Source organism: Pseudoselenomonas ruminantium, assembly GCF_900104055.1.
In the GTDB taxonomy this organism is placed as follows: Bacteria; Bacillota; Negativicutes; order Selenomonadales; family Selenomonadaceae; genus Selenomonas_A; species Selenomonas_A ruminantium_C.
In genome coordinates this window covers 42,089-68,188 of record NZ_FNJQ01000003.1, presented here as the reverse complement: position 1 = coordinate 68,188, position 26,100 = coordinate 42,089, and the positions used below count along the sequence as shown (strand labels likewise).

At 49.1% G+C, this 26,100-nt stretch carries 25 protein-coding genes and 1 pseudogene; 21 read left to right on the top strand and 5 right to left on the bottom strand.

Annotation, left to right across the window (positions count from 1 at the left end; translation table 11 throughout):
* Nucleotides 1-6: 6 nt before the first annotated feature.
* Nucleotides 7-510 (top strand): phosphatase PAP2 family protein, encoded by a 504-nt coding sequence (locus BLQ59_RS02125; protein ID WP_256324585.1) that lies wholly within the window; start codon nucleotides 7-9, stop codon nucleotides 508-510.
* Nucleotides 511-559: 49 nt separating this feature from the next.
* Here BLQ59_RS02125 and BLQ59_RS02120 read toward each other — a convergent pair whose 3' ends face one another.
* Entirely contained in the window at nucleotides 560-1,318 is a 759-nt protein-coding gene (locus BLQ59_RS02120; RefSeq protein WP_074571279.1) for a DeoR/GlpR family DNA-binding transcription regulator, read from the bottom strand.
* A gap of 233 nt (nucleotides 1,319-1,551) precedes the next feature.
* On the opposite strand from BLQ59_RS02120, the gene rhaB reads away from it, so the two are divergent.
* From rhaB to BLQ59_RS02065, 11 genes and pseudogenes are all read left to right on the top strand, one after another.
* A complete protein-coding gene (gene rhaB, locus BLQ59_RS02115) occupies nucleotides 1,552-2,973 on the top strand; it encodes a rhamnulokinase (RefSeq protein ID WP_074571278.1) in 1,422 nt (473 codons plus the stop codon).
* Nucleotides 2,974-2,989: 16 nt separating this feature from the next.
* On the top strand, nucleotides 2,990-4,249 hold the full coding sequence (locus BLQ59_RS02110) for an L-rhamnose isomerase (protein ID WP_074571277.1): 1,260 nt from the start codon (nucleotides 2,990-2,992) through the stop codon (nucleotides 4,247-4,249).
* A gap of 17 nt (nucleotides 4,250-4,266) precedes the next feature.
* A complete protein-coding gene (rhaD, locus tag BLQ59_RS02105; RefSeq protein ID WP_074571276.1) occupies nucleotides 4,267-5,085 on the top strand; it encodes a rhamnulose-1-phosphate aldolase in 819 nt (272 codons plus the stop codon).
* A gap of 106 nt (nucleotides 5,086-5,191) precedes the next feature.
* Nucleotides 5,192-6,535, top strand: coding sequence for an MFS transporter (locus tag BLQ59_RS02100; protein ID WP_143005251.1), 1,344 nt, complete (start codon nucleotides 5,192-5,194; stop codon nucleotides 6,533-6,535).
* Nucleotides 6,536-6,552: 17 nt separating this feature from the next.
* On the top strand, nucleotides 6,553-6,870 hold the full coding sequence (locus BLQ59_RS02095; RefSeq protein ID WP_074571275.1) for an L-rhamnose mutarotase: 318 nt from the start codon (nucleotides 6,553-6,555) through the stop codon (nucleotides 6,868-6,870).
* A 186-nt stretch (nucleotides 6,871-7,056) separates the two neighbouring features.
* Nucleotides 7,057-7,410, top strand: coding sequence for a hypothetical protein (locus tag BLQ59_RS02090; protein ID WP_074571356.1), 354 nt, complete (start codon nucleotides 7,057-7,059; stop codon nucleotides 7,408-7,410).
* 6 nt (nucleotides 7,411-7,416) lie between these two features.
* Entirely contained in the window at nucleotides 7,417-8,109 is a 693-nt protein-coding gene (locus BLQ59_RS02085; protein WP_218122852.1) for an IS3 family transposase, read from the top strand.
* Nucleotides 8,110-8,365: 256 nt separating this feature from the next.
* Nucleotides 8,366-8,878: a PcfJ domain-containing protein gene (locus tag BLQ59_RS02080; protein ID WP_074571274.1), complete on the top strand. Its 513-nt coding sequence runs from the start codon at nucleotides 8,366-8,368 to the stop codon at nucleotides 8,876-8,878.
* A 477-nt stretch (nucleotides 8,879-9,355) separates the two neighbouring features.
* Nucleotides 9,356-10,495 (top strand): HNH/ENDO VII family nuclease, encoded by a 1,140-nt coding sequence (locus BLQ59_RS02075; RefSeq protein ID WP_074571273.1) that lies wholly within the window; start codon nucleotides 9,356-9,358, stop codon nucleotides 10,493-10,495.
* A 2-nt stretch (nucleotides 10,496-10,497) separates the two neighbouring features.
* Nucleotides 10,498-10,902, top strand: a complete 405-nt coding sequence (locus BLQ59_RS02070) for an SMI1/KNR4 family protein (RefSeq protein ID WP_176756695.1) — start codon at nucleotides 10,498-10,500, stop codon at nucleotides 10,900-10,902.
* 91 nt (nucleotides 10,903-10,993) lie between these two features.
* A pseudogene (locus BLQ59_RS02065) lies at nucleotides 10,994-11,912 on the top strand (IS256 family transposase); the annotation flags it as partial.
* 138 nt (nucleotides 11,913-12,050) lie between these two features.
* Here the strand turns inward: BLQ59_RS02065 and BLQ59_RS02055 are convergent.
* Both BLQ59_RS02055 and BLQ59_RS02050 read right to left on the bottom strand, forming a co-directional pair.
* Nucleotides 12,051-12,434 carry a hypothetical protein gene (locus tag BLQ59_RS02055; RefSeq protein ID WP_074571270.1) on the bottom strand — a complete coding sequence of 128 codons (384 nt, stop codon included), beginning with the start codon at nucleotides 12,432-12,434 and terminating at the stop codon, nucleotides 12,051-12,053.
* Between the two features lie 2 nt (nucleotides 12,435-12,436).
* The gene (locus tag BLQ59_RS02050) at nucleotides 12,437-12,682 is read right to left on the bottom strand and encodes a hypothetical protein (protein WP_074571269.1); all 246 of its coding nucleotides are present in this window, start codon (nucleotides 12,680-12,682) and stop codon (nucleotides 12,437-12,439) included.
* 273 nt (nucleotides 12,683-12,955) lie between these two features.
* On the opposite strand from BLQ59_RS02050, the gene BLQ59_RS02045 reads away from it, so the two are divergent.
* Together BLQ59_RS02045 and BLQ59_RS02040 are read left to right on the top strand one after the other, a co-directional pair.
* The gene (locus BLQ59_RS02045) at nucleotides 12,956-13,702 is read left to right on the top strand and encodes an NAD-dependent protein deacylase (RefSeq protein ID WP_074571268.1); all 747 of its coding nucleotides are present in this window, start codon (nucleotides 12,956-12,958) and stop codon (nucleotides 13,700-13,702) included.
* Nucleotides 13,699-14,211: an O-acetyl-ADP-ribose deacetylase gene (locus tag BLQ59_RS02040; RefSeq protein WP_074571267.1), complete on the top strand. Its 513-nt coding sequence runs from the start codon at nucleotides 13,699-13,701 to the stop codon at nucleotides 14,209-14,211. Before BLQ59_RS02045 ends, BLQ59_RS02040 begins: the two co-directional genes overlap by 4 nt.
* A gap of 121 nt (nucleotides 14,212-14,332) precedes the next feature.
* Here the strand turns inward: BLQ59_RS02040 and BLQ59_RS02035 are convergent, their stop codons facing one another.
* The gene (locus BLQ59_RS02035) at nucleotides 14,333-14,806 is read right to left on the bottom strand and encodes a hypothetical protein (RefSeq protein ID WP_074571266.1); all 474 of its coding nucleotides are present in this window, start codon (nucleotides 14,804-14,806) and stop codon (nucleotides 14,333-14,335) included.
* Between the two features lie 325 nt (nucleotides 14,807-15,131).
* On the opposite strand from BLQ59_RS02035, the gene BLQ59_RS02030 reads away from it, so the two are divergent.
* From BLQ59_RS02030 to BLQ59_RS02015, 4 genes are all read left to right on the top strand, one after another.
* The gene (locus tag BLQ59_RS02030) at nucleotides 15,132-17,759 is read left to right on the top strand and encodes an alpha-L-rhamnosidase (protein ID WP_074571265.1); all 2,628 of its coding nucleotides are present in this window, start codon (nucleotides 15,132-15,134) and stop codon (nucleotides 17,757-17,759) included.
* Between the two features lie 218 nt (nucleotides 17,760-17,977).
* A complete protein-coding gene (locus tag BLQ59_RS02025; protein WP_074571264.1) occupies nucleotides 17,978-18,427 on the top strand; it encodes a hypothetical protein in 450 nt (149 codons plus the stop codon).
* A gap of 206 nt (nucleotides 18,428-18,633) precedes the next feature.
* Nucleotides 18,634-19,347, top strand: a complete 714-nt coding sequence (locus BLQ59_RS02020; protein ID WP_074571263.1) for an MmcQ/YjbR family DNA-binding protein — start codon at nucleotides 18,634-18,636, stop codon at nucleotides 19,345-19,347.
* Nucleotides 19,340-20,104 carry an SDR family NAD(P)-dependent oxidoreductase gene (locus BLQ59_RS02015; RefSeq protein WP_074571262.1) on the top strand — a complete coding sequence of 255 codons (765 nt, stop codon included), beginning with the start codon at nucleotides 19,340-19,342 and terminating at the stop codon, nucleotides 20,102-20,104. Before BLQ59_RS02020 ends, BLQ59_RS02015 begins: the two co-directional genes overlap by 8 nt.
* Before the next feature lie 4 nt (nucleotides 20,105-20,108).
* Here BLQ59_RS02015 and BLQ59_RS02010 read toward each other — a convergent pair whose 3' ends face one another.
* Nucleotides 20,109-21,239: an AraC family transcriptional regulator gene (locus tag BLQ59_RS02010; protein WP_074571261.1), complete on the bottom strand. Its 1,131-nt coding sequence runs from the start codon at nucleotides 21,237-21,239 to the stop codon at nucleotides 20,109-20,111.
* Between the two features lie 309 nt (nucleotides 21,240-21,548).
* Between BLQ59_RS02010 and BLQ59_RS02005 the strand changes: the two genes are divergently transcribed.
* The 3 genes from BLQ59_RS02005 (at nucleotide 21,549) to BLQ59_RS01995 (ending at nucleotide 26,098) form a co-directional block, all read left to right on the top strand.
* Nucleotides 21,549-22,862 carry an MFS transporter gene (locus BLQ59_RS02005; RefSeq protein ID WP_074571260.1) on the top strand — a complete coding sequence of 438 codons (1,314 nt, stop codon included), beginning with the start codon at nucleotides 21,549-21,551 and terminating at the stop codon, nucleotides 22,860-22,862.
* Nucleotides 22,863-22,932: 70 nt separating this feature from the next.
* Nucleotides 22,933-24,363: an S-layer homology domain-containing protein gene (locus BLQ59_RS02000; RefSeq protein ID WP_074571259.1), complete on the top strand. Its 1,431-nt coding sequence runs from the start codon at nucleotides 22,933-22,935 to the stop codon at nucleotides 24,361-24,363.
* Between the two features lie 25 nt (nucleotides 24,364-24,388).
* On the top strand, nucleotides 24,389-26,098 hold the full coding sequence (locus BLQ59_RS01995; RefSeq protein ID WP_074571258.1) for a glycoside hydrolase family 3 protein: 1,710 nt from the start codon (nucleotides 24,389-24,391) through the stop codon (nucleotides 26,096-26,098).
* Nucleotides 26,099-26,100: the final 2 nt, after the last annotated feature.

The following is a 26,100-nucleotide window of genomic DNA, read 5'->3' as shown; positions in this document are numbered from 1 at the left end:
GACCAGATGATTTTGCTTTTTATACAGGATAATATACGCTGCGACTGGCTGACGGGGATTATCTGTGAGGTAACGACCATGGGGAACAAGGGGCTTATCTGGCTGGTTTTGCTGCTGTTCCTGCTTATCTATCCGAAAACCCGTAAGCTCGGCATGGTGGCGGGGATATCCTTCCTGATCTGCGTTGGCGTTGCGGAAACCATCAAGAATCTGGTGATGCGTCCCCGGCCGTTCCTGAGTATGGCAGAATTGGTGCCGCTCGTTAAGCCGCCGCATTCCTATTCTTTTCCTTCTGTCCATACGGTCTCGTCCTTTTCCGTGGCCTGGATTCTCCTTTGGTCACAAGAGGGAAAAGCAGTTCGTTATACCGTGTTCGCCTTTGCCCTGCTGATGGCTTTTTCCCGCCTGTATGTGGGCGTTCATTATCCCTCGGATGTGCTGACGGGCATCCTGCTGGCATTTCTAGGCAGCTATGCAGTCTGGCGCTGGCAGGGACATAAAACGAAATAAGCATAAAAGAACCCCTGTCGGGCAGATTTCCTGCCTGACAGGGGTTCTATCAGTATATGAGTTCAACCTGTTTTTGGGTTAGGGTTTCCAGCCACGAGTCTTCGGGGCGTTTATCCGTTACCAGCGTATCGATGGCGGATAGCTCGCAGGTCTTGACAAAGGCGGTTTTATCGAATTTTGAGCTGTCGATGAGCAGCAGGGATTTCTTGGCCTGTGCCAGCATAATCTGTTTGACCACGGATTCTTCCTCGTTGGATTCCATGACACCGAGCTGCTTGTGGATGCCTTTGCAGCTGATCAGGGCGATATCGGCATAATACCGTTCGAGCGCCGTGCAGGTGGCAGAGCCGGTGAGGGCCATGGAGTTAGCCCGCAGGGAGCCGCCGGTAGAGATGATGCGGAAGGGCGCGGTGGAAAAATCGTAGGCCAGACGTATGCTGTTGGTGATAATGGTGATGTCCTTGTGTTTCTGAAGATGATGCAGGAGGGCCAGGCAGGTGGTGCTGGAGTCCACCATGATGGTATCGCCGTCGCTGATCAGGTCCTGCGCCTTCTGCGCGATATATTCTTTGGTCTCGCTGTTGATGGTGCTGCGTTTAAGGAAGGATAAATCTTCACTGGCTTTCTGTTCGTTGAGAACCGCGCCGCCATAGCTGCGGCGCAGGAGGTTGTCTCCTTCGAGCTTTTCCAGATCCCGCCGCACGGTTTCTTCGGTTACCTGGAACAGCTGGCTGAGCTCGGACACATAGACCTTCTTATCCTGTTTTATCTTATCCATGATCAACTGCCGTCGTTCAATACCTAACATGATTATCACCCCGGATTGCTTTATTTATAACTACATTATACTGAAACAAAGATAAAAAAGCAAGAAAACAAAGATAAAAACAGAAAAACACATAAAAATATCTGCTTTTGCTATTGATTTTTCTGTTATTGTGTTGTATTATAAGCCTGTAAGCAAAAATAAGCCAAAACAAAACAGAAGAAACAACATTGACGGTTGTAAGTGGTAATGTTTTGTATAGGGGAGTTGGTAATGTGGCACAGCGGAAATATTATCTGGCCATTGACATTGGTGCTTCCAGCGGCCGGCATATCCTGGGCTGGCTGGAGAACGGCAAGATCCGCATTGAGGAAATCTACCGCTTTGAAAATAAGCTCATAAAACGTGACGGTCATCTTTGCTGGGATATCGAGCATCTTTTTAGAGAAGTGACAGCGGGACTTAAAGAATGTAAGAAGTTAAACCGTATTCCGGCAAGTCTGGCCATCGATACCTGGGGCGTTGATTTTGTCCTGCTCGATAAAGAGGGGAATCTGTTAGGGGATACGGTGGCTTATCGCGACAGCCGAACCCGCGGGATGGATGAGGAAGTCTACCGCGTTATCGGGGAGAGCGAGTTATACAGCCGCAACGGCATCCAGAAGCAGCTCTTTAATTCCATCTATCAGCTGATGGCCATAAAAAAGAGCCAACCGGAACTCTTGGAGCAGGCGGAGCATTTCCTGATGATTCCGGAGTATCTGAATTACCTGTTGACCGGTCAGATGGTCAACGAGTATACCAATGCCACGACCAGCCAGCTCGTCAACGCAGAAAGCCAGGACTGGGATTATGAGCTGTTAGAAAAGCTAGGGATTCCTGCGAAGATCTTTGGCAAGCTGCATATGCCTAAAGATGTGGTCGGGATGCTTTCGGCAAAGATGGCCACAGAAGTTGGTTTCCAGACGGAAGTCATCCTGCCAGCTACCCATGATACCGGCTCTGCCGTGATGGCGGTGCCCACGACATCCGATGATGCGATTTTCCTGAGCTCCGGCACCTGGTCGCTGATGGGCATAGAACGGCTGATTCCGGATTGTACGGAAAAGAGCCGGGAACATAACTTCACCAACGAAGGCGGCTATCATTACCGCTACCGCTATCTGAAAAACATCATGGGCATGTGGATGATGCAGTCCCTGCGGCGGGAGTTCCGGCATAAATACACCTTCGAGGAGCTTTACCAGCTGGCCTATATTGGCAGGTACTTCACGTCGGTGGTCAATGTGAATGATGAATCCTTTTTGGCACCGGACAGCATGACGGAAGCGATCAAGGAGTACTGCCGGAGAACCGGCCAGGAAGTGCCGGAAACGGAAGGCGAACTGCTCTACTGTGTGTATATGAGCCTGGCCCGCTGTTATGCGCAGACCGTGGCGGAAATCGAAGCGGTTACGGGCAGGAAATATACGCGGATCCATGTAGTTGGTGGCGGCTGTCAGGATAAATTCCTGAATGCACTGCTGGCTGCGGAAACGGGCAAAGAGGTGTTCGCCGGGCCTGTGGAGGCTACGGCGCTGGGGAATATGATGGCGCAGATGCTCAAAGACAAATGCTTCGCTGATTTGAATGAAGCGCGGCAAGTGGTTGCTAAGTCCTTTGATGTGAAGGCCGTTGAAGGAAAGTTCGTATTGTGATGTTGGGGGTATTGTGATGTCTCGTTTTGAGGAAGCTGTGAAAAAATATGCTGCTTTGGGGATTGATGTGGAGAAGGTGCTGGCGAAGCTGAAGGAGGTCAGCATTTCCCTGCATTGCTGGCAGGGGGATGATGTGCGCGGGTTTGATACGGACCCGAATAAACCGTTGACCGGCGGGATTCAGACTACGGGGAATTACCCGGGTCGGGCGCGGAATCCGCAGGAGTTGATGGCGGATATCGACAAGGTCATCAGCCTCGTGCCGGGCAAGCCTAAGATGAATCTGCATGCCAATTATGCCATCTTTGAAGAGGGCGAGTGGGTGGATCGGGATAAGCTGGAGCCGAAACATTTTGCCAAGTGGGTGGAATTCTGCAAGGAGAGGGGGCTGGGCTGTGACTTTAACCCGACCTTTTTCTCCCATCCTAAATGCGACCCGCTGACCTTGTCTTCGCCCAATGAGGAAACTCGCAAATTCTGGATTGACCATGGTAAAGCCTCCATCCGCATCAGTTCCTATTTGGCGGAGGAACTTGGTCAGCCCTGCGTGATGAATATCTGGACCGGTGACGGTTTCAAGGATATTCCCGGTGATCGTCTTGGCCCCCGCAAGCGCTACAAGGAAAGCATTGATGCGATTCTCGTTGAGCCCTTTGATTTCCAAAAGGTGAAACCCTGCGTGGAAAGCAAGGTCTTTGGCATCGGCGTGGAATCCTATACGGCGGGCAGCGGGGAATTTGCCCTGACCTATGCGGCCATGAACAAGGATAAGTGCATTCCGCTGATGGATAACGGCCATTATCATCCCACGGAAGTGGTCAGCGACAAGATTCCGGCCCTGCTGACCTTCTTCGATGAAATCGCCCTGCATGTAACCCGTCCGGTGCGCTGGGACAGCGACCATGTGGTGCTCTTTGACGATGAGACGCGTGAAATCGCCCGGGAAATTGTGCGCTGCGATGGCCTCGATGGCAAGGTCAAGATGGCCCTGGATTACTTCGATGCCTCCATTAACCGTGTGGCAGCCTGGACGGTGGGTTACCGCAATTTCCAGAAGGCCCTGCTCTATGCGATGCTGCAACCGGTGGAGGAACTCAAGGCTTTGCAGGATAAGGGGAACTTCAGCAAATTGATGGTTCTGCGGGAGGAACTGAAACTTCTGCCCATGGCCGATGTCTGGGCAGAGTTCTGCAGCCGCAATGATGCACCCCAGGATGGCGAGTGGTTCCGTCAGGTGGAAGAATATGAACGAAACGTGCAGGCAAAGCGCGTGTGAATAGGGAGTTGTTTTTCATGGATATCAAAGACGCAAAATTTATGGAGGGCTTTATCCGTCTGACCGCGGATGCATTCAGAAAAGGCTGGCATGAACGCAATGGGGGAAACCTCACCTATCGCATCCCCGCAGAGGAGATTGCTGAAGTTAAGAACTCGCTGCATCAGGTGGATGAGTGGCTGCCTATCGGCAATAGCGTGCCGGAATTGGCCGGGGAATATTTCCTGGTCACGGGCAGCGGCAAGTATATGCGCAATGTAGAGCTGTGCCCAGAGAAGAATATCGCGGTCATTCTTGTGGACGACAAGGGCGAAAACTATGGCATCGTCTGGGGCCTGACCGATGGCGGCCGTCCCACCAGCGAACTGCCCACCCATCTGGGCAATCACGAACTGAAGAAAAGACTTACCGCAGGCAGGAACCGGGTGATTTACCATGCCCATCCCACCAATCTGATTGCCCTGACCTTCGTCCTGCCCTTAAATGACAAGGAGTTTACTCGGGAGCTCTGGGAAATGGCGACGGAAGACCCCGTTATCTTCCCCGAAGGGCTGGGCGTAGTCCCCTGGATGGTACCTGGTGGCAAGGCCATTGCCGATGCCTCCACGAAACTCATGGAAAAATATCGTGTCGTCGTCTGGGCCCATCATGGACTCTTTGTCTGCGGCGATGATTTCGACGAGGCCTTCGGCCTGATGGATACGGTGGAAAAAGCTGCCGAAATCTGCGTCAAAGTCCGCTCCATGGGGGGCAAGAAACAAACCATCACCAGGGAGAACTTCCTAGATTTGGCCAAGGAATTCCATATTGACCTGAATGAGGCGCTTTTGGATTAAGGTTGTCGTGGCGGAAGCAATGCTTCTGCCATAACAATAGATGAAATTATCTTAATTTTTAAAGGTTTGCTAATTGCATAGCAAACGGCGAAAGGAAGGGTAAGAAGTGTTTGACGTAAAACTCGATTACAACATGTCTGCCTGGAAAAAGACCTTGATTGCCGGTCTTATCAGCTACATTGATGCCGGATCCATTGTGGCCGGGGCTTCGGGGCTGACCATGTGGCAGGATTATCTGGGCATGAGCAGTGTGCAGATGGGGCTTTTGGCCGCACTCTCCTCCAATACCGGCGGTGCAGCTATCGGTGCACTGATTGGCGGCAAAATCTGCGATAAGTATGGCCGCAAATTCGTTTATAACTGGGCACTGCTCATCTACATGATCGGTGTGGCCATCATCTGTCTGGCTACCAACTACCCCATGTTCCTCTTAGGCTATGTCATTGTCGGCTTAATGGTCGGCGCGGATGTGGTCGCTTCCTGGACCTTTATCGCCGAAGAAGCGCCTTCAAGGAATCGGGCGAAACACTGCGGCTCGGCGCAGATTGCGTGGATGCTTGGCCCTGTGGTAGTGTTTGCCGCTTCCATTCCCATGAACGAGATGTTTGGGCTGCTGGGCAACCGTCTGATTTTCGCCCACCTCATTGTAGTAGCCGCCTGGATTTGGTATCAGCGCCTTAAGATGCCGGAATCCACGGAATGGGCCGCAGCCAAGAAGCAGGAAGAAGAGATGGCGGCCAAGGGCATCAAGCAGAAAAAAGTCCGCTATGCTGATATCCTGCGTGGCACGAGCTTCAAGACCGTCGCTCTCTGTGTCTGCGTATACGCCTTCTGGAATCTGGCCGCCAGCACCAATGGTTTCTTCATGCCTTATGTCTATGAGCATGTAGGCAACCTCAGCAACTCCATGGCCCTCGGCATGACGGCGCTGAACTTTGCCGTCTGCATCGTGACGACGATCATCTTTATGTACACGGCGGATAAATTCAACCGCCGCAAGGTATATGCCATCTTCTCCGGGCTGGGTGTTATCAGCTGGTTCGTCTGGGCGCTGCCCGGTGAAATGCTCCAGACCTGGATGCTCTTCTTCTTCACCATCGTATGGGGCTTCTCCATGCAGCAGCAGTTCTATCAGCTTTGGAGCTCCGAACTCTTCCCCGTGCGCTATCGCGCCACGGCACAGGGCTTTACCTTCTTTGTCACAAGATTTTCTGCCGCAATCTGGGGCTTTGCCGTTCCCCTGATCATGGAGGCCTTGGGCTTCCAGATTGCCGCCGTGCTGATGATTGGTTTCTGCGTAGTCAGCTGGCTGGCCGGTACCATCTGGGGTGGCGATGACCGGGGCAAGACGCTCGACGAAATCACCCGCGACCGCTATGGCGATGAAATCGACGAAAATGGCTGGCTGGTAGAGCCGGAAGCCGCTGACCATGTTATGGCGCACAAATAAAGAAAGGTGGCAGTTTCATGGAACGCTTTGCCTGGAAAGCAACCGTCAAGGACGGGATGCTGGCCGAATACAAAAAACGCCACGATAATCTCTGGCCGGAACTGAAGCAGGTGCTCAAAGACGCTGGTATAAGCAATTACACCATTTGGAACACGGGGAACGAACTCTTCGGTTACTTTGAATGTGACAAAGGCGTAAGCTATGCCGAACAGTATCAGGCCCAAAGTGCCGTGGTGGACAAATGGAATGAATACATGCAGGATGTCATGGTGATGGAAATGGACCCGGAAACCGGCGCCCAGCCAAAGATGCAGCAAGTATTCTTCCTGGAATGAAGTGGTTTTTGAACTGAATATAGGTATGAACAGCAGCTGTCTTCGGATGGCTGCTGTTTTTCGGTGCTGGACTGCAGGAAAAGCAAGCAGGCGCAACGAACTACTACCTAAAACTATGAGACGAATTATATGGGGGAGGCGTTCAGTGTGAAAAACTTCAAAATCGCAGTTTACATAGTCGTATTGATGATAGGAATTACAGCGGCAATCTACGGAAAACAGGCCGAAGCCGCAGACGTATGGGTAGCTCACTGGGATGCTGAAGGTATCGATGTCTATGTTATGGATGATACGCTCTCATACGGCACAAGTTCGACCGGACGCTGGTTCTCGATATCTACCAAAATGGTAAAAAATGGCCGGTTAAAGGAAGTCATCACATGGAATTACAGTAAATTCCAGACTGACATGTGGCGCTATCAGACCAATACCATGGATCAAAGCCATGATACCGTCGTTTCGCCGAGCGATAAGGTATTTGCTTATGGCATGAATAAGATTGGCTGGCCTTATAAGATTCGTGAATATTGGGTATATTAGGGCGTATTGAAAAAGGTAGAGTCAATAAGAAAAGGATTGCCTCACGATTGCCAAGCTCTTTCTTATGAAATTATAGGAGGCCTTTCTGCCTACCACTATATCATGCATAAATTCAAGATATACGGAGGATTTCCAGACTTCAGTGACAGTCTGCAGAACATCTTGGATGAACAATTTAATCCGGAACGGCCTAATGCGGTTTGGTGTTCAGACATCACTTATGTATGGACAATTGACGGATTTGTATACTTGACCAGCATTATGGACTTGTACTCTCGCAAAATCATCGCATGGACGCTTTCTGACAGCTTAGAAGTAAGCTGCGTAACGGAAACAATTCAAAAATCGAAATTACGCCGCAACCTCGATTTACCACTGATTATCCACTCAGACCGAGGCAGCCAATACGTAGCTAAAGAATATAAGAAGGCCACCGCACGAATGCAGCGGAGCTATTCCAAGAAAGCTTATCCATGGGATAATGCCTGTATCGAGTCATTTCACGCATTGATAAAGCGTGAATGGTTGAACCGCTTTAGAATCAGGGATTTTAATCATGCTCACAGCCTAATTTTTGAGTATATTGAAGCATTTTATAATACAAAGCGGATTCACAGCCATTGTGGATATCTTTCGCCAGATGACTTTGAAAAACTTTACCAGGCGAGCGTTGCTAGAGAATCACGATTGGTAAGTTGAAAATAATTAAAATTTCTCATTTTATGTTGTACTAAATCTTGACATAGGACCAATATTTGCCTATAAACTACTAGATATGAAATATGATTGTTGCTCACGAAGGTTTAGGGTAAGAAGCGCTGGGAGACAAGATTTGCCTAATTTTCAAATTTATTGTCGTTGGCTTTTGCGCTATCGTTCGGAGAAGGCTATTGCTACACGCGTATTAAGATGGTGCAATGAAGGATTTACAAATGTGGCTAGTGATACTTTGAGAATGTTTGTAGCAGTACATATAGATGAGAATGAAGATTTTGTTAATCCTATATTGCAGCGTCAAATTCTTAACGAAGGACTAACACAAGAAATACATGATGCTATGGTGGAAGAACTATTTATTAATCGGCCAGATATTGTAGACCGATTTAATATGGGGGTGGATGTAAAATACGAAAATGTTTCCTATGAATATAGGGCAAAAGATAGATTATTGGAAACCATCGAGGAAAATTATTCTTTTATATTGCCTAAAGGAACAAAAGATTTAAGAAAATGGGGTAATATTTTTCATAACTGCGTTGCTAGCTATAATTCAGCAATTATAAGAAAAGAATCATTAATAATTGCAATGAAAAAACAAGATAAGTATATTGCGTGCATCGAGATAAGGCAGGGTAGAATCACACAAGCGCTAGGACATTGCAATCAAAAGCTAGATATAAGATATCGAAATATAATTAAGGAATGGGCTAATACGCATAAAATAATTTATAGTTATATCGTCCGATAATGAAATAGATTGAATGTATTATATCGAGTGAATTTATCGGGAAATATACAAAACAACGCTCCCGCCAAGTCAGATAGTTATTTTAATAGTGGCTCAATCATTGGATAAAGGCTTTCCTCACCATTTAACGATTTTTTATTCACATTATCCTTCATGTAAGCAGAAATATTTAATAATAGGGCACAAGCTTTTACGCTTTGGAGGTGGCTTGTGCCCTTATTTCTTGTAATGTTATGGGGGGAATCTCTGTAATAAATTTACAGAGGTGATGAGTAGCACATTCTCAACATTGTGGAATAAATCTTGAGTAAAAGTCTCGAAAAAGTACTATATAGCAGGAAACTTAATACTACACATAGAAATTATCATGTAAGGATACTTATTAGATAAAATTAACCGATAATTATTCTATATGATAATTTGCTTAAAAATACATTTGATTTATCATGATTAGATATTTTACAAGGATGTGATTTTATGGAAATCATATTTGCAATAATAGGAGAAATTATCTCTTGTATAATTTGGGATGAATTATTTGATGCAGGCATAGAAATTATTAAAGTAATAACAGGACCATTAATTGGCGGATTAGGGTTAATTTTTATTATTGCTGCTTATTACAGATATAAACAGAGAAATATGTGGATATATAGGTGGGGAATTTGTGATTTTTCATATAATGAAGTATTCAAAGTACTTGCAATAGGCATAGTATTTTTAGGAATTTGCATATTGGGATTAGGTGGTGTTATAATTGATATTATAATTACCATCATCGCAATATTAATTATAATATTTATATTTAGCATAATATGGACAGCGTTATGTAATGAATCTATTGTAAAAAGAATCTTAATATCTACAGGCTTAACTGTGTTCTTAATTGCAATATCGCCTGTTTTAATGTTTATCCCATTCTTAAACATTGAGGGCAGTATGATATCCAACGTAGGTAAGACAGTCAGCAGATTGGAACGCAAAGTAATTTCTAACGCAGGAAAGATTTTTTCTAAAGGTGAAAAAAAAGCTCTTGTCAAAACAGAAGAGACTTTAACAAAGGATATTGGCAAAAGCGCCGAAAAAGTAGAGGATAAGATTATAAATAGGGGAGGAAGTAAAGGGGAATTAAAGGGCGAAGGGAAAAAAACAGGTTCAAATGATATTAAATCGCCCCCTAAAAATGGCTTATCAAAAGAAGCAAAATCCTCTATGATTGCCTCAACTGGCTGGTCATCGAAAATAGTAAATAGTATAGGTTCTGAATTGGAATATAAAATTTACCAAGGGGCAAAATTACGAGAACAGATTGTAAACAGTAAAGAATGCTTAGTAAAAAAAATTAATTGGAATAAAGTTGATCAATTTGGTCGAACTAATCGCGAAAGAGGGAAGATAGGATTGGCACCATTAGATGATAATGGAACGCCTCTTGAATTACATCATATTGGTCAAAAGGACGATAGCCCTTTGGCAGAATTATCAATAAAAGAACATCGTGGTAAGGGAAATGATATTATTTTACACGATAAGACAAAGGAAACGGAAATAGATAGAATAAAATTTGCAAATGAGAGAATTAAACATTGGGAAACAAGAGCAATGGAGGGAAAATGAATATGAAGGGTTTAATAAATAAGATAGAGTCCATAGAAAACCTTTGTCAAATAGGTGGCTGTTTAGAAGATGATATTTTCCAGGCACAGAACAAATTAAATCTTTTATTTTCACCAGAATATAAGCTATATATGTTAAAATATGGAGCAATAAGTTTTAAAGGAACAGAATGGACTGGTTTAGGAAAGCACTTACATGGATATCTTAACGTAGTCAATATAACCCTAACTATGCGAGAACTAGACATTGATTTTCCATTAGATTGTTATGTGATAGAGAATTTGGGTATAGACAAAGGAATGGTAATATCTAACTTTTATGGAAAAGTTTATCTCTACAATATGGGCGAAAAATATAATCTATATGATAATTTAGAAGAATATCTTGCTGAGTGTATGCTTAGATGAGAGTATGAAAAAATCTCTGTAAATGAATTTTCCTCGAAAACATAAGGTCTTCTATGATAAACTATAATCAAATCATAGGAGGCCTTTTATCATGGCAAGACAGAAAAAAGAGATTCACAAAGTAGAAATGACCGATGGCAAGCGTGCCATCATCCAGCAGTTGTTCCAAGAGTACAACATCGAGAGCGCTACTGATATCCAAGACGCCCTGAAAGACTTGCTGGGCGGCACCATCAAGCAAATGATGGAAACGGAAATGGATGAGCATCTAGGCTACAGCAAGTCTGAGCGCTCCGATAGTGAGAATGCCCGCAACGGGTATAAAACCAAGAGCCTCAATAGCAGCTATGGCAGCTTTCAGATTGATGTCCCACAGGATCGTCAGTCATCCTTCCAGCCTCAGGTCGTCAAGAAGCGGCAGAAGGATATTTCCGCCATTGACGAGAAAATTATCTCTATGTATGCCAAAGGCATGACCACCAGACAGATCTCTGAAACTTTGGAAGACATTTACGGCTTCGAGGCTTCAGAAGGGTTCATATCCGATGTTACCGATAAAATTCTGCCTCAGATTGAGGAATGGCAGAGCAGGCCGCTTTCCAGTATCTACCCCATAATTTTCATTGATGCCATCCATTTTTCTGTAAGACATGACAATATGATTACCAAATTGGCTGCCTATGTCGTGATGGGAATAAATGAAGATGGCCGCAAGGAAGTCCTTACGATTGAAGTGGGCGAAAATGAGAGCAGCAAATACTGGCTGGGCGTCCTGAACAGCCTCAAGAACCGTGGTGTAAGGGGATATCCTTATTCTTTGCTCTGATGGGCTTACCGGCCTGAAAGAGGCCATTTCTGCAGCATTTCCGAAAACAGAGCACCAGCGCTGCATTGTCCACATGGTGCGCAATACGCTGAAATACGTCGCCAACAAAGACATGAAAAATTTTGCCAAAGATCTCCGCACCATCTATACCGCCCCTGATGAGAAGGCCGCCGTCAAGCAGCTGTCTTCGGAGAGTCCACTGAAAAATTTACCATTTTAGCTTTGAATTTAAATAATTTATCCACAGAAATAATCGGCGTAGAATGAGAACTGTTATCATTCTACGCCGATTTTCGTATATCAAATGCAATTTTACGCCCTCTTACACATCCATGACTGGCATATCGGATAACGTGACCTTATCATAGGCACCGTTTTTCTTGTCTTCTGGATGAGGCTCCAGGCCGATGATGGTTATATCTTGCCTGTCTGGCCCATATACCCAATACATACGCATGGCGCGACTGGTATTGTTTTCCAGATATGACTGCCATACCTTGACACCGTATCTTTTGGTGAGTGGTTCGATATCATGTGTATGCAGACTGGGATAGGATGGATCTTGGGACAGAAGCCGCATGGCTTTTCCCCATTTTGTGTAGAGGGTCAGTTCTTTTTTGGATATGGTGCCAGCAGCGTTCTTTTGAGATAGGTCCATCCATAGCTCCAGCATTTCCGGGATTCCCATACGAATAGCAAAATTCATGGTCAGAACCCCGTTAAATCAATTGGCGCAGAAACCTTGCCAGCTTTGTAGTTGCGGATGGATTCATCCATCATGGCAAGAGATTTTTTAGAGATTTCTTTTGGAACTACCAGTTCACGTGGTTCAAGGACAATGCAACCGTTATCATATTCCCTTACTTGGTAATATGCATATCTGGCTCCGCGAAGCGTTAAGCGATGCTTGGCATCAAGATGAGCAGTATAGTCTACGACTACAGATGCGTCCATGACGATTCCTCCTTTGATGTGGGATTTCCCACTTGTTTTTTATTTAATTTTAAGGCAAACTGAGCATTTTTGCAAGAAAAACTTTACTACCTACAGCGTTGACTAAATACTGGTGCTGAGTGATAAATGGAGAGGTATGGGCTGTTTGGTTATTTGCTAGGCAGTCCTTTTCTTTGGTGGTAGAGAATTGTCATGTAGTGATGTATAATAATTGTAGCAAAATTCTCAGAACGAAGGCCGGCGAAAGCCGGAAGAGGATGGAGGTGCCAGGCAATGAGCAGGATTGATGAGTTGGCAGGAATTATTGCCGACAGTTCCGCTATCGTATTCTTCGGCGGTGCGGGAATGTCTACGGAGTCAGGAATACCAGATTTTCGCAGTGCTGACGGTATATACAATCAGAAACTTGATCGGAAGTTCAGTCCGGAGGAGATGGTGTCCCATACTTTCCTGCTTGACCATCCGCAGGAGTTCTTTGCGTTCCTCTTTGCCAAGATGATATTCCTTGAGGCCAAACCCAACGCAGGGCATCTGGCTTTGGCTGAATTGGAAAACAGCGGAAAACTGCTGGCAGTGGTTACCCAAAACATAGACGGCCTTCATCAAGCTGCCGGCAGCGAAAATGTGTGCGAATTGCATGGTTCACTCATGCGCTGGCATTGCATGGAATGTGGCAGGCAATATACATTGGAATATGCTCTGCAAAATAAGCCTGTACCTGTTTGCAAAGAATGCGGCGGTATAGTGCGGCCGGATGTCGTCCTATATGAAGAAGCACTCAACGAACTGGTAATCGAAAAAGCTGTGCAGGCCATTCGTAAGGCCGATACGCTGATTGTGGGTGGCACTTCGCTGGCCGTATATCCGGCGGCGGGATTACTGGATTATTTTCGTGGCGACAATCTGGTGGTCATCAATAAGACTGCCACCAAGGCAGATAGGTCTGCAAATCTAGTCATACGGGAACCGATAGGCAAGGTGCTGAGTGAGGCGGTTAGGAAAAGCGGAGGTGCAAGATGACAATAATCAGAACGGAGTTAGGCGATATCACTGCCAAACATTATGCCGATGCCATTGTAAATGCAGCCAATGAAAGCCTGCTAGGTGGCGGTGGCGTGGACGGGGCCATTCACCGGGCAGCAGGGCCGGAACTCCTGGCAGAGTGCCGGACGCTGCATGGCTGCAAAACGGGGCAGGCCAAGATCACCAAGGCCTATAAACTGCCTTGCCGTTATGTTATCCATACGGTGGGCCCGGTATGGCATGGCGGCAGGCAGGGCGAGGAAGACCTGCTTGCCGGATGCTACAGGCATTCCTTAAAGCTGGCCATAGAGCATGGAATCCGTACGGTGGCCTTTCCGTCCATCTCCACAGGTGTGTATTCCTACCCGGTGCAACAGGCGGCGATGACCGCCATACAGACGGTTCGAAAGATGGTTGAACAATACCCGGGGGCGTTTGATGAAATCCTGTGGGTGTTGTTCGATGAGCGGACAAAATTAGTGTACGATGGAGAGCTGCAGAAATGAGAAGACACAGGCGGCTTCATCTTAGCGATGAAGCCGCCTGTGGTTCGTACTCCAATAGAGGCCTGCCGCACGGTTGTGCGCGGCAGGCCCTTTATGTATGATCATGAATTTTACCGCATCATCAACTGGCCATAGCGCATTTGTTTTGGGGGAAGGAATTTTTGATGCGCTCCACTTCCAGCAATGCCTGATGCATCAGTTCTTTATGCCAGCTGTTCTTGCTCCTGGCATAAAGGCTGCGGTAGAGGTCAGCAGCCATCTGTTCATAGCTGAGCCAGTAGCCAAGGGCTGCATGATGCAGGCGGTCTTTTTCCTGTTCATCCTGAGGTGCCTGACCGGTCAGCCTCATCATGAACAGCTTATCCCAAGGCTGGGGAACCCGGATATTAAGCTTATGATGAACCATTACACCGAATTTATCCACAAAATCACTGCGTGTGGTCAGATTGTCATCCACAGCCGTCTGCATTTTCTCCTTCAGCACGCGTGACATGCGTTGGGAACCAAGCCAGTGATAAAACTCTGCCAGATTGCCATATAAGCGAATACCATGTTCCTGCAAGTCCAATACTTGCGCTTCCAATAAATGTTCCATTTCACTTACCTCATAGCTTTCATCTTACACCTATGGATAACCCGCCGATTGTTTACACCCTATTGTATTTTACTCGTCTTACCTTGGCTATAATATAGCATAGCCGTTTTTCTCCCACAATACAGGGAAATCATCTTGAAGCAATGTTTCATAAACAACAGGGAAATTGGGAAGCGTTATTACAGCAGGCGTGCAAAGATGCCGGTATATTTTTAGTTCCTTCCGACATCTCTTTGGCAACCGCCTTGAGCCCCGTGAAACGGGGCTTTTTTCGTGTTACAATACCCATGACGCAAGAACAATAACGATGCGGGGAGGAAACATCATGTTTACCATCAGGAAGATTTTGCTGGATTATATGGAAGAGGCAAATGGCGTTTTGCGCTGCCCCGTGCTGAGCTGGCAGTTTGAGACGGAAGAGCGGAATTTCCGGCAGAGTGCCTTTCATATACAGATAGCGGCAGATGCGGCGTTCACGGATTTGATCTATGACAGCGGGGAGACTGCGGGCACGCAGTCGAGCGGTATCCGGCCACAGGTGAAGCTCGTCACGGCCCGGCGTTATCATGTGCGGGTGCGGGCTGCAGCCGGGAATGTCTGGTGTGACTGGTCGGCGCCGGTAAGCTTTCTCAGCGGTAATGTCGAAGGAAAGTGGCAGGGAAAATTCATTTCGGCGGAAACGCCTGCGGATAAAGAAAATTCCAAAGGCACATACCTGCGCAAGGAAATCCGCCTGGCGAAAGAGGTAGCTCATGCTGTTGTCTATACCACGGCTTTAGGCCTTTATCAGTTCTTCATCAATGGCCAGCGGGTGGGGCGGGATGAGCTCACACCAGGCTGGACGGCTTACCAGAAGCGCCTGAGCTATCAGACTTATGAGGTGACGGAACTTTTGCGCTCCGGTGAGAATGTGCTCGGCGCTCATCTGGGGGCTGGCTGGTACAAGGGCATGTTGACCTTTCATCATGTCCGCAATCTCTATGGGGAGCAGACCGCGTTCTGCGGCGAACTGCATGTGCGTTACACCGATGGCACAGAGGAAGTCTTTGCTACGGATGAAAGCTGGCAGGGTTCAGACAGCCCCGTGGAATTTGCGGAGATCTATGGCGGGGAAAATTATGATGCCCGCCATGAACAGTGTGGATGGAATCAGCCGGGCTTTGATGCCGCGGCTTGGCAGAAGGTCATGACCATTCCTTATCCGCTGGGCAATCTGTGCCCGCAGACGGCTTCCCCCATCCGCAGGCAGGAAAACTTGCCGGTAAGGGCTTTCCTCACCACGCCCAAGGGCGAGCGGGTGCTGGACTTTGGCCAGAATATGTCGGGCTGGGTGCAGTTCAAGGTCAGAGGGCCAAAAGGAACGCAGGTAAAGCTACATTGCTTCGAGGTGCTGGATAGGGACGGCAATGTCTATCTGGAAAACCTGCGGGAAGCAAAGGAAACCATCACCTATACCAAGGGCACGGATGAGGAGGAAGTGTTTACCCCGCATTTCACCTATCAGGGCTTCCAATATGCCTGGCTCGAAGCATGGCCCGCGGATGCAAGGGCCGAGGATTTCACGGCGCAGGTGCTCCATTCGGATATGCCGCAGGCCGGGACTTTCAAGTGTTCGGACAAGCTGCTCAACCAGCTTCAGCATAATATCCTCTGGGGGCTCAAGGGCAATTTCCTCGATGTGCCCACGGATTGCCCGCAGCGAGATGAACGACTGGGCTGGACGGGCGATGCGGAGATCTTCAGCGGGACGGCAAACTTCCTGATGAATACCCATGCGTTTTTCCAAAAATGGCTGATGGATTTGGAGGCGGAACAGGCTGAAAACGGTGCGATCCCCCATGTGGTGCCGGATGTGCTGACGCCTGTGGCTTCGCAGGATATGATTGACCATATGGGCATGGATGGCGCTTCCGGCTGGGCGGATGCCGCCACCATCGTGCCGTGGAATCTCTATCTGGCTACTGGCAATCTGGATATCCTGCGCAGGCAGTATGTATCCATGAAAAAATGGGTGGCCTTTATGGATGCGCATCTTGATGAAGCCGGACGGTTCAGTTACAAGATGCAGTTCGGTGACTGGCTGGCGCTGGATGGTGATGGCAAGACCCCCTTGGGCGCAACCCCTACGCCGTTCACTTGCTCGGTCTACCATCTGGTATCCATGGAAATCATGGCCTGCACGGCAAAAATCCTGAAGCATAATCAGGATGCCCAAATCTATAGCGGCAAATTTACTAAATTGCGTCAGCGTTTCCTGGAAAATTATCTGCCGGCCGGGAAGATGCAGGTGCAGACGCAGTCCGCCTATGCCATGGTGCTGGCCTATAAGCTGGCACCGGTCGAATACCGGGAGCAGCTGGCGGCAGAACTGGCAGAGCTTCTGGAAAAGGACGGCCATCTGATGACGGGCTTCATGGGTACCCCTTGCCTGTGTACTGCTTTGTCGGAAAATGGCCAGGCTGAGGCGGCCTGGAGGCTTTTGCGCCGGGAGGAATTCCCCGGCTGGCTCTATCCGGTCAAGCAGGGCGCAACCACCATTTGGGAGCATTGGGACGGTAAACGGCCCGATGGCAGTTTCTGCAGCCCCGATATGAATTCCTTCAACCACTATGCTTATGGGGCCATCGGTGACTGGCTCTACCGCTATGCTGCCGGCCTGGACTACGATGGCGGCGAGCCTGGTTATAAGCAGATCAACTTCCATCCCCAGCCCGGCGGCAATCTGGACTTTGCGGCCGCTTCCCATGAAACCCCCTATGGGCAGGCGGCCATCCGCTGGGAAAAGCAGGGTACAGAAATCGTTGTCAAAATGACCGTACCGCCGAACAGCAGCGGCCAGCTGACATTGCCAGCTGGTGCCGAGCTGCGCCAGACCGGTGGCCTGAATTTCAAGGGCCTGACCAGCAGGAAATTCGGTTCCGGTCAGTGGGAAGTAAGCTTCCTGCCGGCATGAATAATGGAGGGACTGTTGCACGAGTCTATCGCTTGTGCAACAGTCCCTTTGCGTTTCGCAGAGTATATATACGACATATTTTTATATATGCTGGACGAAATCCGACATATATTTAGAAAAAGTTCTTGCCTTTTCCTAAAGAATCTTTTATGATTGTAATAGATAGTCAAAGAATATGGTATAAAAAAGTGATTGTTTAAAGGATGGGAGGAAGCATTATGCGGAAATTATGGCGGATTGTATTGGGGATGGCCATGGTTATGGTTTTGGGGGCTGGCTCGGCGCTGGCGGCAAGTGCAGGTCACGATTATCTGCGCGTGCTGGATTCCCTGCCCCGGGTAGGTTCCTATGTCTCTGATATGCCGGGCTACACCTGCCTGCTGCAGCGGAAGGGCTATGAATTCTCGGAATTCCATGGCAAGATCGGTGCGGCAGCTTATCAGGAACAGATGGATCATTATGGCCGCATCGCCAGCCTGCGCATCGCACCCCGGCAGCAGGTGAGTCTGACCACAGAAGAGACCGCCGAATTGATTCATAAACTCAGCACCAGCTACGGCCGGCCAAGCCATAGCGAGGGAGATAAACTTATCTGGGATGGCCGCACGGGATATACAGGCAGCTTTGATACGCAAAGCGGTGCCCTTGAATTGAATTTAGCCCCATAAACGAGAAGGGACTGCTGCATGTACGCAAACGTGCAGCAGTCTTGTTTTTGGTAAAAATCCTTATGGTGGACATTGCCGGCAGGAGAACGTATCTGTGGGAGGTTTCTGACTTGCTGGATGTGATGCCATCTGTTATGATTGCATTAAGCAGAGGTCAAACTTTCGGATGGGGGAAGTGACCAATCAGTGCATGGGGGATACGCGCGATGACAGATGAATGGCATGAATTAGCAGCGGGAGAATTGCCAAGACTGCAGTTGGAAAGATTGCCGGCTTACGGCTTCCAGCATGAAGGCGAAAGTTATCTTTATGAAGAAGTATTACTGGATGGAGCGTTCCTTTTGCAGATAAAGGTCGCGGCCTCGGGCAAGGCAGCCACACGCCTGTTGGACCGCGAGAGTCAGGAGCCTTATGTGCTGCACTTGATCGAGTCGGCGGAAGGCGCCTTTGTGGGGAGTGTCAAGGATGCCTATCGAAAGGCTTTGAACAGGCTGGGAGAATCCTGTGGTGAACATGGGACTTTCAGCGGCGGCTATATCCAGCAGATTTTGGACTATATCCGTGATACCTATGGGGATGAAATCGAATATCCCTGGAAGGATGATACGGCGGCGGTTATCCGTTCCCATCTTTCCCGCAAATGGTATGTGCTGTTCATGGAAATCCTGCCGGAGAAAATCGGTCTGGGCGGCCAGAAGCCTATTCGGGTTATGAACCTGCACGGTACAGCAGAACAAGTAGCGGCACTGGTGGATGGTCGGAAGTACTTTCCGGGCTATCACATGAATCGGAAGTATTGGTATACCCTTTGTCTGGATGGTTCTGTCCCCATGGAGGAATTGCGGCAGAGGATTGCGGAAAGTTTTCGCTTGTCCCAGCCAAAGAAGAAAAAGGCAGGTGTGGTTGACGAAAATGGATAAGTTGAATAATATTGCAATCATTACAGGTGCTTCCAGTGGATTGGGGGCAGAATATGCGAAATTGTTGGATCAGGAAGGTTTGGATGAATTATGGCTTATTGCCAGACGCGGCGGGAAACTGGCAAACTTGGCAGAAAAGCTCCATACGCCCTGTCGGTGTTTGAACATGGATTTAACTGACGAGAGTAAGCTGGATGAATTGGAACAGGAATTATCATCGCAAGGGCCGCGGGTGCGCTATCTGGTAAATGCTGCAGGCTTTGGCTGTATTGGGCTGAGCCGGGAATGTCCGCGAAAAAAATTGCAGCAGATGGTGAAGCTCAACGATATGGCGGTGCTGGACATTACGGAAATGTGCATTCCCTTTATGACTAAAGGCAGCATCATTATGGAAATCGTATCCTGCTCGGCTTTCCATCCCATCCCCAATTTGGCTGTGTATGCAGCCAGTAAGGCTTTTCTGTTGTCGTATAGCCGGGCCATGAGCGTAGAGCTGGCAGACCTCGGCATAAAGATTACGGCAGTATGTCCTTTCTGGATAAAGGATACGGAATTTGTAGACAAGGCCAAAGAAACCGATAAACATCATGTATATCGGGATATGCCTGGCGCGACGAATGTCAGGAGCGTGGCAGAAAAATCCCTGCGGGCCGCCAAAGCCGGTGCCGTGGTCTGTACCCCGGATATGGTCAGCAGCCTGCACCGCATTGTGGCTTCCATCCTGCCGCATTGGCTGTTGGCCAGAGTGTGCAAATGATTATTCATTCTTTTTCTGTCCGGAATTTGGTGCGGTATTTTTGCGGTGAGCAGTCATAGTATTGCTTGAAGGTGCGGGAGAAGTGGTCAGCGGAGCTGTAGCCTACAGCTTCGCTGATTTCTTGTATGCTCATATTGCTGGTTTCCAGATAGCTTTTGGCGCGGCCGGTTTTGAGCTTGTTCAAGAGGGTGGAGAAGTTCATGCCGGCATTTTTGCTGATCAGCGTGGAAAGATAGGCTTCGTTGTAGTGGAAGACCTGGGAGAGCTCATGCAGGGACACGGTCTGATAGTGCGTCTGGATATAGCGCATGATGAGCGGTGCCCGGGTGGAGAGGAAGTCGTAGCTGTAGAACTGGATGGTATCGCTGTAATGGCGCAGCATATAACACATGAGGATGTTGACGAGACTGATGCCGCAGAGATTGTGATAGCTGTCGCCCAAGTAGCTTTCCATCATCAAGGTCTTGAGCAGGCGGCGGATATTTTCCTCATTCTGGCTCGTGAAGATGATGTAGTTCGGGTAATCGGGGCGGGCGAGGATGGACTGGAAGAAATAGGAGAGCAGGTCCTCGCCGGCCATCAGATTGAAGAAGGCGTTCTCAAAGGTGCTCTTGCGGATGTCAATGCAGATGAGCACGGATTCATCATCATCCATCTGGATGGAGTGGCGGGCATTGGGGCCGATGATGTAGAACTGCCCCGGCTGCAGATCGAGCGTTTCCTGCTCCACGGTCAGCAGGCAATGCCCGCGCATAATATAGCCCATCTCAAAGAAGTTGTGTTTATGCGTATCGATATTGATATAGTTGAAGGCTTTGAAGACAATCAGGTCATTGCCCAGCGAGAACATCAGGTCTTCGCCGACGGGATTGCCTTTGTTGCTCTTGTTTTCGGCTTCATTCTGGATGATGAGATCAAGGCCGATGGGCAGCTGGTTTATGTGGCGCAGGAATTCCTCGTCATCGAGACTGTCCCAGAGCTTGTCCACGGACAGGGGCGGAAACTGTTCCAAATATTTGCCGGAATTATAGATGTTCAAGAGCGCCTCAGGGACGCTGGCGCGCCGGCCCGTTTCATGAAAGATACGGCTGATTTCGGCTTGAACTTTGGCCACAGTGGTAAAATAACGCATCATAACAGGATAAAACCTCCCGAGAAAGTGGTAAAAACAAAGAGAAACGCACAAAAAAATAAGCAATTCAATTATAACAGAAAAAATAACGCCTGAAAACGTCAGATATAAAAATATGTCGGATTTATATAAGACCTCTACATGGTATAAGGCTTCATCCCTTGCTATAATGTAGACTGTGAGGTAGAGGAAGAATCGACAGATAATTTGAAAGAGTTACAATCGATTCTGATTTAAAGGATTAGCGCCCATTATCCGCGGTGATGGGCAAATTCTGCAAAAGAACAGCCTATCTTAGGGGGAGAAAGCTTTATGGATACGATCAAATGGAATAAAACGCCGTTTTACCGGCTGATGGCAGCCATGGTTTTAGGGGTTGGCACGGCCATTGCACCGCTGGTGCTGTTGATGTTTGGTCTCATACAGTTCAAGATCATGAGCATCGTGGGGCCGGAGGCCACGACCAGTGCCTTCGGGGTTGCTTCCGGGATTGCCAGTCTGGCCATTGTGGTACTGACGCCGTTGGGGGGCATGATTGCCGATAAGACCCATGTGAAGATGGGACGCCGCCGTTTCTGGATTGTCGTTGGTTCCATCGGTGCCTTTATCAGCATGATGGGGCTGTCCTATGCGGAGACCATGGCACAGCTCGTAGCCTCCTGGTGCATTGCCCAGTTCTTCTATGGCATGGTTTCCCTGTCCTGCTTTGCCATGATTCCGGAGCAGGTGGAAGAAGCTCGCTTCGGCCGAGCTTCGGGCATCATGAGTTCGGCCGCTCCGATCTTTGTCATGAGCGGTTCCATCATCATCGGCATCTATGCGGCTACACCGGTGGCACTTAAGATTGCCGTGGTTTCCGGCGTGCAGCTGTTGGCTGGCCTCTTGGTAGCGCTGCTCGTCAAGGATACCTATATTCCGGCTGCCCATATGCAGGAAAAATCCGGGGCAATGAATCCCTTCAAAGGCGGTCTCAAGAATGTCTATCCGTCCTTCAAGAAATATCCTGAGTATACCTGGGCCATGCTGACAAAATTATTCATCAACTTCTCCAATGCCGGCCTGACCATGCTGACGCTCTTCTATGTGGCGCGCTTCCATCTGTCCGAAGCAGAGGTCTTTGAAATCGGCTCCTATACGGGCGCTTCTATCATGCTGATGGTAATTGCGGGCATGGCCGGCGGCTGGCTCTCGGATAAATTCCGCAAGCAGAAGCCTTTTGTGATGGGTGCATCCCTGATTACCGGCGTCTGCCTGATACTCTTCGCCTTTGCCACGGATCTTTGGACCGTGATTGCTGGCTACTTCGTCTTCAATTTCGGTTTCGGCCTCTATAACGCTGTGGACAACGCACTGGTCAACCGCATCCTGCCCAGCAAGGAAAATGCGGGCAAGGATATTGCCATTATGAATATCACCACCAATCTGGCCTCTTCGCTGGTCAACTTCGTCGCTCCTATGCTGATTGCCCTTGGTGTCAGCCTGCTCGGGGATGACGGTTATACCTTCTTCTTTATCCTCTTGTCGGTCTGCTCAATCATTTCCTTCCTGGCTGTGATTCCGATACCGGAAGTCGATGCAGGAAAAAAGCCTGCTGCGGAGTCAGACGCTGAACTAGCCAAAGCATAAGCAGAAGCCTTCCCTTGGGGGAAGGCTCGGCAGAAATATCAATATATGAATATATATGAGGGTGAGAGTTATGAAGAAGGCGGCACTTTTCGGTATCTCTTTACTATTATTATCCGGTGTGAACGGCACGGCAAATGCCGAAGTTTTAAACGATAAAGCCCTGCAGCTGGCGGCGGAGAACAATGCCAAGGTTGAGGCGGAACTTAACGGGAAGAAGCAGAAAAAGGCTCCCGCCGATGTCAAGGCAGGACATTGGTCCTATCAGGCGGTGAAGCAGCTGACAGAGGCCGGGCTCGTGGAAGGTTTTGACAATGGCATGTTCGAGGGGGACAGGAACCTTACCCGCTATGAGATGGCCGTGATCATCTCCCGCGCCATGGACAAAATGGAAACTGTCGATGCGCAGCAGAAGATCATCATCCAGGCTTTGCAGGATGAATACACGAAGGAACTCAAAAATATCGGCGCCCAGATTGAGGAACTCAAGAAAAAGGTGGATAAAGTACAGTTCCACGGCTATTTCGGCACCCGTTATGACCATGTCAAGGGCATGGCGGTATCCAGCGATCCGGTGATGAAGAAAACCACTCAGCTGTCCGTGGATACCCAGTATCATTTTGACAAGCACACGATGATTACCCTGAGCACCACCTATAACCGCAGCTTCAAGGCCGAGCAGGCGGACTATACCAACCTGGGTGCCCTGCAGTGGGTGGATTATAACAATCGGGGCTACAGCCTCAAAGTGGGCCGCTATGCGACGACGATGGGCTATGGCCTGATGTTCAACGATGAGAAGATCCAGGGCGTGGAAGTGGGCTTTGGCAAGGGCAAGCGTCTGAGCGGCCGGGTGACCTTGGCTCAGTACAAGCCGGTTACTTCCATTGAAGCCGATACGGATAATGAATTCACCAATAACCTGAGTTCCCACAATCTGCACCCGGCACTGTTCAATGAGGATTTCTGGTCTTTGGAACTCGATTATAAATTAACGCCGAAAACCAATGTGAAGGGTGTTTTCCAGACCAAGCCCAATACCCGGGACAAGGCTTTCCCCTATAGGAACTGGGAGAGCACGGGGACAAGATTCGTGGAACTCGGTTTTGACCATCAGCTTTGGAAGGATAACACCCTGATTGCCGACTGGGTGCATGCGAACTCCGATGTGAGCCGAAATGCCTATAAGGTCCAGATGCAGTTTGGCAATCCCTGGCCGCCCATCAAGGGCAAGCATGCACACACTGTAGCCTGGTACAATGCACCGGCCGATGCCATGATTATCGGTGGCTCCGGCGGTATGATTGGTGACTATATCAGCACCCTGGGCGAGGGCTTCCGTGGCTGGGTAGCCGGCTATCAGTGGTCGCCTGTCAACAATACGATCTTTGATGTGTTCTATATGTATGGCCGCACCGTAGATGCTTCTGCACCCTATGGTTACACGATTCCCGGCGGCGTACGGAAGAAGATCTTCCGTTTGGACTTTGCCCTGTTATTTTGATTAAACGTAGAAAGATGGAATTACGATGACCCAGAAAATCAACCTGAAAGCAAAACCCTTCAATCTGACGGATGAGGATGTCCGCTGGGTGGAGGAGACTTTAGCCCAAATGACCGTAAAAGAAAAGATCGGTCAGCTCTTTTGTCCGATTGCGCCCGGTCCCGATAAAGAGGCCCTGCAGGAGGTGCTCGATACCCTGCAGCCCGGCGGCATGATGTTCCGCGCCCTGCCCGGCGAGGAAATCCAGGAAGCCCAGCGCTTCCTGCAGGAAAAATCGCCGGTACCGCTGCTGCTGGCGGCTAATCTCGAGGCTGGCGGTAATGGCGTGATGACCGAGGGCACTTACTTTGGTTATCCTATGGCCATGGCAGCCACGGGGGAGGATGTGCATGCCTATCATCTGGGCAAGGTCTCTGCGGCTGAAGGGAAGGTGACAGGCTGTAACTGGGCGTTTTCCCCGATCGTGGACCGGAATGTCAATTACCTCAATCCCATCACCAATGTGCGCACCTATGGGGACGATACGGATACCGTTATCCGCATGAGCAAAGCCTTTACCCGCGGCGTGCAGGAGGAAGGCATGGCTGTGGCCATCAAGCACTTCCCTGGCGACGGCATGGATTACCGCGACCAGCATCTGCATCCCACCATCAATTCCTGTTCGGTGGAGGAATGGGATGCAACCTACGGCGAAATCTACCGTCAGCTGATTGCCGAGGGGGCCGAGTCAGTCATGGTCGGCCATATCCTGCAGCCGGCCTGGCAGATGGCGCTGAATCCTGAGCTGGAATTGGCGGACTTGCTGCCCGCTACGCTTTCCCCGGAACTTTTGCAGGGACTTCTGCGTGAGCACTTGGGCTTCAACGGCCTGATCATCACGGACGCAACGCCTATGGGCGGTTTCACCAATGCCATGAGCCGCCGGGAGGCCGTGCCCCGGGCCATTGCCGCCGGCTGTGATATGTTCCTCTTCAACCGCAATATGGAAGAAGACTTTAAGTTTATGGAGGCGGGGCTGGAAAATGGTATCCTGACCGAAGCGCGGCTCGATGAAGCCGTCACTCGCATCCTGGCGCTCAAAGCCCATCTGCAATTGCCCGCTAAACAGCAGGCAGGCACATTGGTTGCGGGCAAGGAGGCGATTGCCGAAGTTTTGTCCCGGCAGGAGTTCAAGGCCTGGGTTGACGAGGCTGCCGACAAGGCCGTGACTTTGGTCAAGGATACCCAGCAGGCCCTGCCGCTGAATCCCGCCAAACAAAAACGCCTGCTGCTCTATGTTTTCGGCGATGAATGGGGTTACTTTGGCAATGGCAGTGCCAAGCTGTTCCGGAAGCTGCTGGAAGAAGCCGGATTCAGCGTGGATGTTTTTGACAAGGAAGCCCTGCGCTTTGCCTATATCGATATCAAGCGGGAAGATATCATCAAGCAGTATGATGCGATAATCTACTATGCCAATATCGAACCGGCCAGCAACAAGAGCACCCTGCGCATGGAATGGAACTGGCCCATGGCTTCCAATATGCCCTGGTTTATCTATGACTTGCCTGTGATTGGCGTAGCTGTCGGTTCTCCCTACATCCTGCAGGATATTCCGGCGCTGAAGACCTTGGTCAACGGCTATACGGCCTCCCCTTCGATGCTGCAGGCAATTGTCAAGAAATTGACCGGTCAAAGCGAGTTCAAGGGGCATAGCCCCATCGATCCTTTCTGTGGCATGTGGCAGACAAAATTTTGAGG

What these genes read in the sequence shown, in the direction of transcription:
- BLQ59_RS02020 (WP_074571263.1), top strand. Translation starts at nt 18,634, where the DNA reads ATGACAGATGAATGGCATGAATTAGCAGCGGGAGAATTGCCAAGACTG.
- BLQ59_RS02050 (WP_074571269.1), bottom strand. Translation starts at nt 12,682, where the DNA reads ATGGACGCATCTGTAGTCGTAGACTATACTGCTCATCTTGATGCCAAG.
- BLQ59_RS02070 (WP_176756695.1), top strand. Translation starts at nt 10,498, where the DNA reads ATGAAGGGTTTAATAAATAAGATAGAGTCCATAGAAAACCTTTGTCAA.
- BLQ59_RS02000 (WP_074571259.1), top strand. Translation starts at nt 22,933, where the DNA reads ATGAAGAAGGCGGCACTTTTCGGTATCTCTTTACTATTATTATCCGGT.
- BLQ59_RS02095 (WP_074571275.1), top strand. Translation starts at nt 6,553, where the DNA reads ATGGAACGCTTTGCCTGGAAAGCAACCGTCAAGGACGGGATGCTGGCC.
- BLQ59_RS02040 (WP_074571267.1), top strand. Translation starts at nt 13,699, where the DNA reads ATGACAATAATCAGAACGGAGTTAGGCGATATCACTGCCAAACATTAT.
- BLQ59_RS02030 (WP_074571265.1), top strand. Translation starts at nt 15,132, where the DNA reads ATGTTTACCATCAGGAAGATTTTGCTGGATTATATGGAAGAGGCAAAT.
- BLQ59_RS02090 (WP_074571356.1), top strand. Translation starts at nt 7,057, where the DNA reads ATGATAGGAATTACAGCGGCAATCTACGGAAAACAGGCCGAAGCCGCA.
- BLQ59_RS02080 (WP_074571274.1), top strand. Translation starts at nt 8,366, where the DNA reads ATGTTTGTAGCAGTACATATAGATGAGAATGAAGATTTTGTTAATCCT.
- BLQ59_RS02005 (WP_074571260.1), top strand. Translation starts at nt 21,549, where the DNA reads ATGGATACGATCAAATGGAATAAAACGCCGTTTTACCGGCTGATGGCA.
- BLQ59_RS02010 (WP_074571261.1), bottom strand. Translation starts at nt 21,239, where the DNA reads ATGATGCGTTATTTTACCACTGTGGCCAAAGTTCAAGCCGAAATCAGC.
- BLQ59_RS02025 (WP_074571264.1), top strand. Translation starts at nt 17,978, where the DNA reads ATGCGGAAATTATGGCGGATTGTATTGGGGATGGCCATGGTTATGGTT.
- BLQ59_RS02125 (WP_256324585.1), top strand. Translation starts at nt 7, where the DNA reads ATGATTTTGCTTTTTATACAGGATAATATACGCTGCGACTGGCTGACG.
- BLQ59_RS02035 (WP_074571266.1), bottom strand. Translation starts at nt 14,806, where the DNA reads ATGGAACATTTATTGGAAGCGCAAGTATTGGACTTGCAGGAACATGGT.
- BLQ59_RS01995 (WP_074571258.1), top strand. Translation starts at nt 24,389, where the DNA reads ATGACCCAGAAAATCAACCTGAAAGCAAAACCCTTCAATCTGACGGAT.
- BLQ59_RS02120 (WP_074571279.1), bottom strand. Translation starts at nt 1,318, where the DNA reads ATGTTAGGTATTGAACGACGGCAGTTGATCATGGATAAGATAAAACAG.
- BLQ59_RS02110 (WP_074571277.1), top strand. Translation starts at nt 2,990, where the DNA reads ATGTCTCGTTTTGAGGAAGCTGTGAAAAAATATGCTGCTTTGGGGATT.
- BLQ59_RS02075 (WP_074571273.1), top strand. Translation starts at nt 9,356, where the DNA reads ATGGAAATCATATTTGCAATAATAGGAGAAATTATCTCTTGTATAATT.
- BLQ59_RS02015 (WP_074571262.1), top strand. Translation starts at nt 19,340, where the DNA reads ATGGATAAGTTGAATAATATTGCAATCATTACAGGTGCTTCCAGTGGA.
- BLQ59_RS02045 (WP_074571268.1), top strand. Translation starts at nt 12,956, where the DNA reads ATGAGCAGGATTGATGAGTTGGCAGGAATTATTGCCGACAGTTCCGCT.
- BLQ59_RS02055 (WP_074571270.1), bottom strand. Translation starts at nt 12,434, where the DNA reads ATGAATTTTGCTATTCGTATGGGAATCCCGGAAATGCTGGAGCTATGG.
- rhaD (WP_074571276.1), top strand. Translation starts at nt 4,267, where the DNA reads ATGGATATCAAAGACGCAAAATTTATGGAGGGCTTTATCCGTCTGACC.